We start from the raw sequence: 11,271 nt of genomic DNA, 5'->3' as shown, positions 1-11,271 counted from the left end.
CGGCCGGGTAGTCGACCGCCAGGCCGCGGGCCAACGACGCGTCCGGCCCGCCGGCCTCCGCCGCCAGCACGTCGGCCACCAGTCCGGAACGGTCCGCGTCCGGCCAGCTCAACAACAGCCGTACGGCCTCCCGCAGCCCCGCCGGCCCGGTACGCAGCGCCGCCACCACCGGCTCCAACGCCGGTACGCCGAGCGCCGCGATCGCCGTCGCCGACTCGGCCGGGTCGCGGAACCCGCACAGCGCGTCGAACTCCGACAGCGCGACCAGCAGCTCCGGCTTGTGGTACGGGTCCACGTAGTTGACCCGCTCGGCGTCGGCCGCGTGCCCCGCGCGGGCCTGCTCGGCGTCCGGATGGGCCTGCAGGCTCAGCGGGGCGTCCGCGGCCAGCACCTTCAACAGGAACGGCAGCCGGATGCCGAACCGGCCGACGAGGCGTTCCCCCAACCAGTGATCCGGCTCGGCCACCAGCAGGTCGGTGAGGCTGACCGGGCTACCGTCCCGGTCCACCGTGGCCGGGGCACCCGGATGGGCGCCCAGCCACAGCTCCGCCTCCGGCCCGTCGCTCGGCACCGGGCGCCCCTGCAACCGGGCGATCGCGGTGCGGGAACCCCAGGCGTAGTCCCGGATCCGGCCCTGCAACAGCTCCATGGTCAGCTCCCGGGCCGCCCGGGCATCTCGTCGGACCCGGTCTCCGGCTGCGGCGCCGCCGTGTACGACGCGGCACCCGTACCCGCCCGCTCGGCCGCCGCGCTGTAGATGTCCGGCTCCAGGTAGATCACCCGGGCGATCGGCACCGCGCTACGGATCCGCGCCTCGACCGCGTTGATGCCCCGGGCCACCTCCTCGGCCGTCTCGCAGGCCGACACGGCGATCTTCGCCGCCACCATCAGCTCCTCGGGCCCCAGGTAGAGCGTCTTCATGTGGATGATCCGCTCGACCTCCGGGCCGTCGGTGACCGCCCGCTCGATGGCGGTCAGGTCGTGCTGCTCGGCGCCCTCGCCGAGCAGCAGGCTCTTCGTCTCGATGGCGAGGATGATCGCGATGGCCACCAGCAGCACGCCGATCATGGCGGTGCCGAGCGCGTCCCACTTGCCGTTGCCGGTGGCCAGCGTCATCCCCACGCCGAACAGCGCGAACACCAGACCGACCAGGGCGCCGAAGTCCTCCAGCAGCACCACCGGCAGCTCGGGCGCCTTCGCCCGCCGGATGAACCGCAGCCATGACTGGCTGCCCCGGAGGGGGTTCGACTCCTTGATCGCGGTACGGAACGAGAAGGACTCCATGCCGATCGCGACCACCAGCACGCCCACCGGCACCCACTGCCAGCTGGTGATCGGCTCCGGGTGCGACGACTTGTGGTACGCCTCGTAGAGCGCGAACAGGCCACCGAGGCTGAACAGCACGATCGACACGATGAACGCGTAGATGTAGCGCTCCCGCCCGTAGCCGAACGGGTGCTGCGGCGTCGCCTCCCGCTTGGCCCGCCGGCCGCCGAGCAGCAGCAGGCCCTGGTTGCCGGAGTCGGCGACCGAGTGGATCGCCTCGGCCAGCATCGACGAGGAGCCGGTCAGCAGGAACGCGACGAACTTCGTGATGGCGATACCGATGTTGGCCGCGAGAGCAGCGATGATCGCCCTCGTCCCCCCGTTGGCGCTCACGCCTCCGCCCGTCCGATGCCGCAGGTGCTCACTGGTTTGCCAGCTCCTTCATCTCGGTGATGGCCGGAACGGCCATCGGGTCCAGGCCGTGTGCCAGGGCGAGGTAGATCGAGGCGAAGTCCGGGACCGCCGTCAGCGAGGCCAGCCGCTCCAGGGCGGAACCGCCCTCGGCGGTGACCACGTCGCAGCGCACCCCGCGCCGCTCCGCCAGGGTCTGCACCGCGTCGGCCCGCCGCTCCTCCACCGCGAGCGGCTCGTCCGTGTCGTCCTCGGCGTTGAGCCCGCCGTCCCGCAGCAGCACCAGCCGCAGCCGGGTGGCGTCCGTGCCGGTCTCGTCCGGGTCGGCGAAAATGTCCCGCTCTCCCTCGGCCAGCCCGCCGAAGACCCCGTCGAGCAGGCCGACCCGGCCCCGGCCCGCCTCACCCAGCGCCCCGGTCACCACCGGGTAACGGGCGTTGGCCGAGAGCGTGTCACCGAATCGCCGGGCGGCCACGGTGGCCAGCGGCGACGAACCCCAGACGATCGGAATCGACCCGGCCAGGCCCAGGGCCAGCGACTTCGCCGGGTTGACGAAGGACTCAGCGGTGGGGCGACAGCGGTCCGCGTCCGCGTCCAGCCGGGCCGCGGTCTCGGCCAGGTCCGCCTCGTTGACCTTTACCAGCCCGAGCGTACGGGCGGCGAGCAGCACCGGCACGGTGAGCGCCCAGAGGCTGGCCCGGGCCGGAGCCCGCCGGGGCACCGGGATGAACGGCGCCCGGGCCCGCTCGGCCACCGACTGGAGTTGCGAGTCCGGGGCGCCGACGGCGACCAGGCGGGCACCCCGCCGGTGCGCGGCCTCCGCCGCACCCAGCGCCTCGGGGCTGCGACCGGAGGCGCTGACCGCGATCACCACGTCGGCCGCACCGACCCAGCCCGGCACGCCAGCGCTGCGGTGCGGGATCACCGGGACCGGACACCGCGGCCCGGCCACCGTGGCCAGCACGTCCCCGGTACGTCCGGCGGTGCCGATGCCGGCGATGACCACCGCGCGCGGCCGGCCCTCGTCGGCGAGCACGCTCAGGTTCGCCTCGGCGGCCAGCGCGGCCGACTCGCGCACCTGGGCGCCGGCGGAGGCGATGAACCGGAGCATGCCGCCCGGGTCCCGCTCGGCCAGCAGATCCGGGTCGTCCAGCAGCGACTCGTCGGCGTGCCGGTGTCCGCTGACCCCGGCCGTACCCTCCATCATCGCTGCGGCGCGGAGCCACCGCGCGCGTCGTCCGCCGCGGGTCCACCACGCGCCTCGTCCAGCAGCAGCACCGGCACGTCGTCGCGGACCTCGAAGATCCGGCCGCATTCGGTGCAGGTCAGCGTCTGGGCCTGCGGATCGTAGTCGAGCGGGGCGTGGTGCGTGTCCGGGCAGGCGAGGATCTCGAGCAACTGCGGGTCCAGGGCCACTGCGCGGCTCCTTCCACGGTATGCGGTCCCGCCGGTCGGTGGTGCCGACCGGCGCACGCGATCTTATCGGCGAACCGGTACGGGCACTGCGTCACCGAGCGAGATCATCTCGTCGCCGCCGACGTCACCGGCCACCGTGGCGACGCCTCCGGTCAGGTCACCGCCACACACCGTCACCGTAACCCTCGACGGGCGGCCGGGCTCCGGCTCAGCGCGGCAGGTCAGGCAGCACGCTGGTCGCCTCGCCGCCCGGCGCCGCCGGCGGCTCGCCGTCCGGCCGGCCGGCCGTGGGAGCGCCGTACACGTTGCCGGCCGGGCGGGGCGACGAGACCCCGCCGTACACGGTCGGGGTGGGCGCCTTCTGCTGCCCGTACACCTGCCCCACCGGGGCCCCGGCACGATAGGTGGTGCCGCCCGCGCTACGCGGCAGCGGCACCTGCGGGTAGCCGCCGGCGTGCTCGTCGACCTTGTCGGCCCGGCTGCGCCGGACCAGCAGCACGATCAGGGCCGCGCCGACGAGCACCAGCCCGATACCGAACCACATGACAGGGGAACCTCCGGAGGACGAGTCGGCACCACGGGACCCGACGGCCGGGTCGACCGCGGCAGCCACGGCGGACGGCGGCTCGGCCTCGCCCGGCGACAGGGTCACCTCGTCGCTCGGGCTCGGGGTCGGGGTCGGGGTCGGTGACGGCTTCCGCGTCGGCGAGGGGCTCGGCGCCTTCGCCGCACCCGCCACCCTGGCGGAGGTGTCGGCCTGGCCGAGGACCCGACCGGCGGCGGTGGTCGCCTTACCGATCACGGTCAGCCGGCCGCCCGGCGCGCCGGCCAGGAAGGCGACCCGGTAGCGGACCGTCATCCCCTTGCCCTTGCACAGGGCCGGGCGGTCCGGCGGGATGGGCGCCGTCGCGACCCCGCCGCCCCCGCCGGAGACCCCGACGGGCTGCCAGCGCCCACCGGTGTTGACCTCCACCCGGACCTGATCGGGCCGGACGCCGTCGAGCCGCAACCCCAACGCGGTCCGCAGCAGCACGCAGCCGTCGGTACGCTTACGAACCTCGACCGCGACCGTTTCCGGCGATCCGCCGGCCGTGAAGCTTCCGGCCGAGCGGACGTTAACCCGGTCGTCGTCGGCCATCGCCGGGGACTGACCGACGGCCACCAGGCCACCCAGCATCACACCGACCGTGGCCAGCCGCGCCGCGTGCCGCCTAACCGACATCTCCACCTCACCGTTCCCACCCCGACCGGTCCGCCGCGTCAGGCTACTACCGGCACGAAGTGGTACCCGCCCATCCAGCGCTCGGTATGTGCGCCGCGACACGCCGTACCGTCCGGCCAGCCGAGCGTGCCGGGCCAGGCGAAATCGGCGGCCAACCGGGCGCGGCGACCGGGCGGAACCGGCGGTCAGGCGGGCGCGGCGGCCAGCGCCCGCCGGCACAGCCGGTCGGCCGTCCGGGTCGTCTCCGGCAGCCGGTACCGGGGCGTCAACGCCAGCACCCGGTCGGCGGCGTTGGCGAGGCTCATCCGGTGGCCGACGCTGACGAAGACCGGCCGCACCCCGTCCCGGGTACGCAGCACCCGACCCACCACCTCACCGCCGTCGCGCAGCGGCGTCCAGGACCCCCGCTCCGGCTCCGGCTCCGTCCACTCGCCGACCAGCGGCGTCTTCCCCACCCCGATCGCGGGCAGACCGGTGACCAGGCCGAGATGGCAGGCCAACCCGAACCGGCGCGGGTGCGCCAGCCCGTGCCCGTCGCAGACCAGCAGCTCGGGCCGCACGGTCAACCGGTCCAGGGCGGCCAGCAGCGCGGGCAGCTCGCGGAACGCGAACAGCCCCGGCACGTACCCGAAGGCGGGCCGACCCACGCTGACCGCCTCGTCGACCACCGCCAGGGTGGCGGCGTCCAGCACCGTGACGGCCGCCGCGAGCCGGTCACCGCTCTCCGCGTACGCGACGTCCAGGCCGGCCACCGTCGCGGGCGCGGTCGGGCCCGGCCCCACCAGATCCACCCGCGACCGCAGTTCCTCCTGTACGCGCAGCGCCTCCGCGACGTCAGCCGGCGGCTGGTACGGCATCCCCTCGGTCGTCATCCCTGCGGATCAGTCCTTGACCGGAGAGAGTTCCGCGCGGGCCTGCGCGGCCCACCGCTGGACGCCCTGCGCGGCGGCGGACTCGGCGAGCGCCATGGCCTCGTCGACCAGCGCGAGCCCACGGTCGGGATTACCCTCCTCGGCGGCGAGGTAGCCGAGCGCGAGCAGGTTCGCGGCCACGCCGGGCAGGAACCCCAGCTCCCGGCGCAACCGGGTCGACTCCTCCATCCGCTCCCGCGCCACCTCGAGCCGGCCGGCAGCGCGGTCCACGAACGCGAGGTGCCGCAGCACGTACGACAGGGTCAAGCAGTCGCCGGCCAGCGTGGCCAGCTCCCGAGCGCGGGCGAAGGCGGGAATCGCTGCCGGTTCGTCGCCGCGGATCACCTGATGCACGCAGCCCACCCAGAACCGGGCCTCCCCTTCGCCGCGCGGATCGGCGAGCCGCTGGTACAACGCGGCCGCCTGCTCGAAGAGCTCCAGCTCCCGCGGGTCCTCGACCTTCTCCTCCAGGTAGCGCGCGTGCAGCACCCGGCCCCGGGCCAGCGCGAGATCCGCCTCGACCCCGTCGAGAGTCCGGTCGGCGGTGGCCAACGCGGCACTGCGGCCGCCGAACACCGCCTCCTCGTACAACTCCCGTGCCCGCTCGATCCGGCCCATTCCCGCTCCCGCCCCTGTCGTCGGCTACTGGCCCACCCGGCCGTCGATCCGCTCACGCAGCAGGTCGGCGTGGCCGTTGTGCCGGGCGTACTCCTCGATCATGTGCACCAGCAGCTCGCGGAGGCTGACCTCCTCGCCGTCGGACATCCGGGCCCGAGTGCCCAGGTCCGCCGTCGCCGCCACCAACTCCTCGGCGAAGGCGACCTCCGCCCGCCAGGTGGCCCACGCCTCGGCCACCACCGCCGGATCCGCGACCGCGCCGTCGAAGGCACCGTCCCGCTCGTCCGGGGGCGAGTAGAGCTTCGGCACGTCCTGGCCCGCCAGCACCCGGCGGAACCAGCCGCGTTCCACCTCGGCCAGGTGCCGGACCAGGCCGAGCAGCGACATCTTCGACGGGGGTACGGAGCGGCGGGCCAGCTGCTCGGGGTCGAGATCGGCACACTTGAGTTCGAGGGTGAGCCGCTGATCCCGGAGATACCCGACGAGAGTCTCCCGCTCCCCGTCGAACCCGCCGTCCGAGCGCGGGTCGTCCTGCGGCTTGAGGAACATGTTCGACCAGGCGAACCGAGGTGCCGGTAGCTCACTTTCGGTGCTGGTACGCGCGTCAGCCATGCCCGGACCCTCGCCTGCCGCCTCGCCGCTCGCAACGCATTTACGTCGCGCCGTCAGGAGGTCGCGATGGTGGGATCAGCGCCGGGGTCTCCGGCCTGCTGCAACTGCTCCTCGAACATCACGAACGTCCTCCGCCGGATGCCGGCGATCAGCGCCGCTTCCTCGGCAGTGAAGGGACGGCCCTCGGCTCGGGCTACGTCCTCGATGGCGTTGACCGTCTCATAGAGCGCGAAGATCGGCCCATCGCCCTTGAGATAGCGCCCCCGCTCGGCCTCCGTCCGCTGCACGAAGCGTTCCGCAGAGCGCACAAAGATGTCTCCGCCCACGGCACAGAGGATCTCGTCGATGATGTCGTTCGCCGGCAGCCAGCCACCCGTCCATCGATCGAGCTTCCACGTGGTGAGCCCACCCTCCGGCGTCGGCACCATCTTCACTGGTGTGTCGTAGTAGTCGTAGTAGGCAGGCAGGCCAAGCCCGTGCTCTGCGGCTGTCATTCCAGCCCTCCGCTCAGCGCCGATTGGAGAGCTGCCCAGAAGTACTCACGCTGCCGCCGAATAATGCCGTTTCGAATTGCCATCTCCTTCGCTGACAGACTTCGCCCCTCCTCCCGGGCGACCGCTCCGAGGTCACGCCTCACCTCAAACAAGGCATGCTCCCATGTAGCGACATCATCGAGGGCAGCTAGCTGCAGTCGGAATTCCGCGACATGGCCGGACGACGTACGGAGCATCATCTGCACATCCCGGTAGCCGCTGTCCTGGGGCTCAAGGAAGCGGTCATCGAACTCAAGAATCGTCACCTGCGGATCGTCTGGCAGCGCTGCCAGGGCTGCATAGAGGTCGTCGAGCCGCTGATAGGAGATTCTGCCAGCCGCCAAGTCCCTGAGGCGAGACGCGTCCCCACTGTACTTCGCCACCTTGTCCTCGGCCCGCATCCGGTCCTTGGGCTCCGGTCGCGGCCGATACTCTCCGTCGCCGTTCGACGCCTCGAGCAACCTCCGCCCCAGCGCATCAATTTCGCCCTGAGCAGCAGCTGCAGCCTCATACAACTCGTCCAGATATTGGCACCGATACGCTAGGTCTTCACGCCGGCTCTGGTCGAATCCCGGCTGGAACACGACAGGGCGGTCCACCACGAATTGATAACTCACCGCCAGTTGCTCGGTGGTGAGTGGCGTAGGCTGGACCGGGGGGATGGGCGATGCGGCAGCCGCACCCGCACCGCGCTCGGCGATCTCACCAAGGACGTCGCCGAGCACATCAATGGCTTTCTGGTGACTGCCCAGATGGTGCAGGGTCAGTGGTCGCGCGGTCAGCGAGTTGGTGAGCTCGGGTGTGTCCAGCATCATCCGGGCCAGATCCGGATGCTGCGTCAACTGGCGTACCAGCCTCTCCGCCAGCAGCGGTTCGCCGCGCGGCGGTGCCTCCCAGGTCTGGTCGAGCATCCCCTGGACCCGCGGATCGGCCAACAGCCGCGCCACGTCGCCGGCTGCCGCCTCGTCCAGCTCGGGCGCCAGCCGCCGCAAGGTCGACGCGTCGAGGTGGTGCGCCAGCTCGACCGGGGTCACCCCGGCGGCGAAGACGTGGTCGAGGCTGGCAGCCGCAGCGATCGCGTCCCGGACGAACAGCCCAGCCGAGATCCGCTCGGTGTGGGCGTCAAGGTGTGCCCGCCGCAGGCCGTCCGGGTCCGCGGTGGGCGCGCTCCCCGGTGCCGGCGAATCATCGGCCCGGTGAAATGTCGTGTCCTCACCGAGCAGGTGAACAAGGTTGAAGTCCGGGGGCTCCTCGTCGCCGTCGTACGGTAGCGGCGGGTCGGCGGGCCGGGGCGGATCGGGCCGATCCCGCAGCTCGGGGAGAACATTGAAGGCGCCGGGCGGCCGACCGGCCAGCGGCATCGGCCGGCCGTCGGGGCCGAGCACCAGCGCGTCGACTCCGACGACGTTGGCGGGATTCGACACCCCGCGGTGGGTGTAGAGGGGACGGTTCCAGAGGATCCCCTGCTGCGGGTCGAGGTAGAGGACTGTGCCGTTCTGGTTCAGCGCCACCCAGGCGTGCGACCCGCCGCCTTCGTAGCTCGTGACGAGGAAGGCGTAACTGCCATGACCGCCAGCGAGCAGCTGCCCGTGCAGGTCGCGATAGCCGAGTTCGACCCGCTGCCGCACCTCCGTGTGGCTGGTCGGATCGGGGCCGGGGCAGAGGTCCTGGAACTGGCCTCCGGTGATCTCCTCGACCCGCATGGGCCCGTCCACTTCGCCGTCGACCGGCTGGCGGACGTCCCCCATCAGATAGCCGTCAAAGGTGCGCGGCGCGGAGACCCGAGGCCGGCCGTGCACCCAGGTCTCGTAGAGCGAGAGGGTGCAGTCCAGGCAGTTGATGCTCCGGGTGGGGTCCGCCAGCGGGCCGCCGTCATTCGCGAGTCTGAACCAGCCGCCATCCCGGGGATCGGCGGTACGCACCACGGTGCCGTCCGGGTTGCGTGGCATCTGCCGCTCCAGGTCGGTCTGGTGCAACGCGAGCGGCGGACGCAAGCCACCGCGTACGCCGTACCGGCGGGAACGGTCGATCGGCGGCGGGTGACCGTCGCCGGTGAGGGCGGAGCGGTTTGGCGTTTCCACAGCGCCGGGCGCGAGGTCGGCGACGTCGTCGTTGATCCGGTAGAAGTCGGCGTCGTCCTCGATCATCACCTCGGCAGGCAACAACTCGCCGCTCAGGACCGCTTCGGCTTCGTCGAGGGCCTTGTAATGAAGGCGGTCCCTGAACCGTCCCTCACGCACATGTTGCTCGGCGAGGGAGTGCTGCCCCGCCTTGCGAAGCTCGTCGGCCCGGCTAAGGAGCCACCGCGCGGCTTCGCAATGTTGCTCGGCCGTTTCGCGTAGTTCCTTCACCCTGCTGTGACGTCGGTTTTCCTCGTACAACTCCCGCTGGGCTTGTAGGTAGCCCTGGTAGCGGCGTCGGTCGAGGGCTTCCCGATCGGCGGCACGCCGGGCGGCCCGTTCCTCCGGTGTGGGCACGCTCTTGCGGGGCGGAAGCGGATCGAAGGGACCTGGTAGGGCCGGCGGCGGACCGTCAGCGGGCCGGCGCGGTGCCGGGGCCAGCGCCTCGAGCAGCGGGAAACGAGGGTTCGGCGCGGGCCGGTTGTCCGGCCCCGTGACCGTTGACCCGGCCGCCGGATCTGCGGCGACCCGCTGGACCGGTGGCGGACTCGACGGCCCGGGGGCCGGGGCCACCGGGCCGGCCGAGAGCCGGTCGGCGGGAAGCGGCGACGGGGAGCTCGGGTGCGGAGCGACGGCCGGAGATCCGCTCGTAACGGTCGGGGCTGTGTTGGACTGCACCGGGACCGTCTGGCTCGACGTGCCGGCATCGACCTGTGCGACCGGGCCGAGCCTCGGGTCGGCGGCGACCAGGTGGGTGCCCGTGACCGGCGACTCGACCGCCACCGAGCTCAGCGTCGGGCGGGCGACCACTTCGGGGTTCGGCCGATCGGAAGCCGGCTCGGGCACCGCATGTACCGATGGCGCGGCAATCCCCGACGACTGCTCCACCGGCGAGGTGAGGTCTACTTCCGTCGTCACCTCCGTGCGCAGCTGCCGCGATTCACCCGCTGCGGCGACGCCGGGGCCGGCCGCATCGGGGTGGCCGGCACCGGCGCCAGTCAGGGACGTGGCGGGCCCGACTGAGGCGACGGTCGCCGGCTCGACCGGCTCGGGCGCTCTCTGGGCGGGAATGACGCCGCCCACATCAGCGGCGCCGGGGATCGGAAGTGCCGGATTCACCGGCGGGAAGGCAAGGCCGCCCAGCTTTCCGTCGAGCCGGTGGTGCAGGGCCGCGTCGGCTTGGCCGGTGGCGGAGCCGCTGACGCCGGAGACCGCCGCCCGGGCCAGGTCCTCCAGCGACAGGTTCTGCCCGGTGGCCAGCCCTGCGGCGCCTTCGGCCAAGGTCTCGCCGACCATCTCTCGCCCGAGGTGCTCACCGACCTGGGCCAGGCGCCCGTCGGCGCGCCGCCCCAGCCCGGCGAGCGGTGCCACCGCGCCGCCGGCGAAGCCGCCGAGCGCCGACATGCCCACGTCGGTCAGGTCCAGGCCGTCCCGGCGCCCGGTGGAGTTCTGGTACGCCTGCGTCGCCAGGCTGGTGCCCGCCTCCTGCCCGGCCTCGACGAGACCGCCGACCGCGGCACGTCGGGCGAACCCCGTTACGCCGCTCTTGACGACATCCTTCGCGGCTCGCTCCCCGGCCTCCTTCAGCCCGTCCTTGAGTGCCTTACGGGCCAACTGCGCCACTAGCCGCTTGAAGATCTGCTGCACCGCCAGCCGACTGGCGGCAATGGCCGCACCGGCGGCCGGTGAGGCGGCCCCGGCGGTGAGCACTGCCGCCACCGCCAACGAGAGCAGCTCGATGACCAGGATGCCCAGCTCGATCCAGGCCTCCAGCTTGGCGCCCTCGATGTCGCAGCCGCAGGAGTCGACCAGCTTGCCCAGCTCGCCGGTGACGGCGAGCAGGACGGGCAGCGGAGCGTCCGGGCCCTCGGCGACCTTGTGCCAGGCGGCTTCGAACGCCTCGGCCACCAGGCCCACGCCGCCGTAGCCGCTACGCACCTCACCGGCTGCGGCGGCCGCATCGGTACGCGGGCGGGCGAGGACATCGGCGATGCCGTACCACTGGTCGGCGAGGTTCCAGACGGCGCGCTCGTTCCCGTCCGGCCACTCCACGCCGACGACCCAGTCCAGCGCCTCGTGGATCCAGCCGGGCACGTCCCAGGGGCAGTAGTCGAGCGGATGCGGGATCGGGCTGGGCAGCATGCTCACGCGCGGAACCTCCG

General features: G+C 72.7%; 10 protein-coding genes. All 10 read right to left on the bottom strand.

Translation table 11 applies throughout. The annotated features are described in order from the left end of the window. On the bottom strand, positions 1-649 hold a 649-nt coding region (gene manA, locus ABZ570_RS25810), incomplete at its 3' end, for a mannose-6-phosphate isomerase, class I (RefSeq protein ID WP_358068714.1). Between the two features lie 2 nt (positions 650-651). Then, entirely contained in the window at positions 652-1,659 is a 1,008-nt protein-coding gene (locus ABZ570_RS25805; protein WP_358068711.1) for a cation diffusion facilitator family transporter, read from the bottom strand. 28 nt (positions 1,660-1,687) lie between these two features. After that, positions 1,688-2,884, bottom strand: a complete 1,197-nt coding sequence (locus tag ABZ570_RS25800) for an SIS domain-containing protein (protein ID WP_358068708.1) — start codon at positions 2,882-2,884, stop codon at positions 1,688-1,690. Then, the gene (locus ABZ570_RS25795) at positions 2,881-3,093 is read right to left on the bottom strand and encodes a Trm112 family protein (RefSeq protein ID WP_089009243.1); all 213 of its coding nucleotides are present in this window, start codon (positions 3,091-3,093) and stop codon (positions 2,881-2,883) included. Before ABZ570_RS25795 ends, ABZ570_RS25800 begins: the two co-directional genes overlap by 4 nt. 208 nt (positions 3,094-3,301) lie before the next feature. Continuing rightward, the gene (locus tag ABZ570_RS25790) at positions 3,302-4,315 is read right to left on the bottom strand and encodes a hypothetical protein (protein ID WP_358068705.1); all 1,014 of its coding nucleotides are present in this window, start codon (positions 4,313-4,315) and stop codon (positions 3,302-3,304) included. 185 nt (positions 4,316-4,500) lie between these two features. Next, positions 4,501-5,187 carry a deoxyribonuclease V gene (gene nfi, locus ABZ570_RS25785; RefSeq protein ID WP_358068702.1) on the bottom strand — a complete coding sequence of 229 codons (687 nt, stop codon included), beginning with the start codon at positions 5,185-5,187 and terminating at the stop codon, positions 4,501-4,503. Positions 5,188-5,196: 9 nt separating this feature from the next. After that, complete coding sequence (locus ABZ570_RS25780) at positions 5,197-5,844, bottom strand: tetratricopeptide repeat protein (RefSeq protein WP_358068699.1); 648 nt, start codon at positions 5,842-5,844, stop codon at positions 5,197-5,199. Positions 5,845-5,868: 24 nt separating this feature from the next. After that, positions 5,869-6,456, bottom strand: a complete 588-nt coding sequence (locus ABZ570_RS25775; protein WP_358068696.1) for a DinB family protein — start codon at positions 6,454-6,456, stop codon at positions 5,869-5,871. Between the two features lie 53 nt (positions 6,457-6,509). Beyond that, entirely contained in the window at positions 6,510-6,950 is a 441-nt protein-coding gene (locus tag ABZ570_RS25770; RefSeq protein ID WP_358068693.1) for a hypothetical protein, read from the bottom strand. Continuing rightward, positions 6,947-11,251, bottom strand: a complete 4,305-nt coding sequence (locus ABZ570_RS25765; protein ID WP_358068720.1) for a toxin glutamine deamidase domain-containing protein — start codon at positions 11,249-11,251, stop codon at positions 6,947-6,949. The genes ABZ570_RS25770 and ABZ570_RS25765 overlap by 4 nt, the downstream gene beginning before the upstream one ends. Between the last annotated feature and the right edge of the window lie 20 nt (positions 11,252-11,271).

It is taken from the genome of Micromonospora sp. NPDC007271 (genome assembly GCF_040634005.1).
GTDB lineage: Bacteria > Actinomycetota > Actinomycetes > Mycobacteriales > Micromonosporaceae > Micromonospora.
This window is presented reverse-complemented; position numbering and strand designations above follow the sequence as displayed.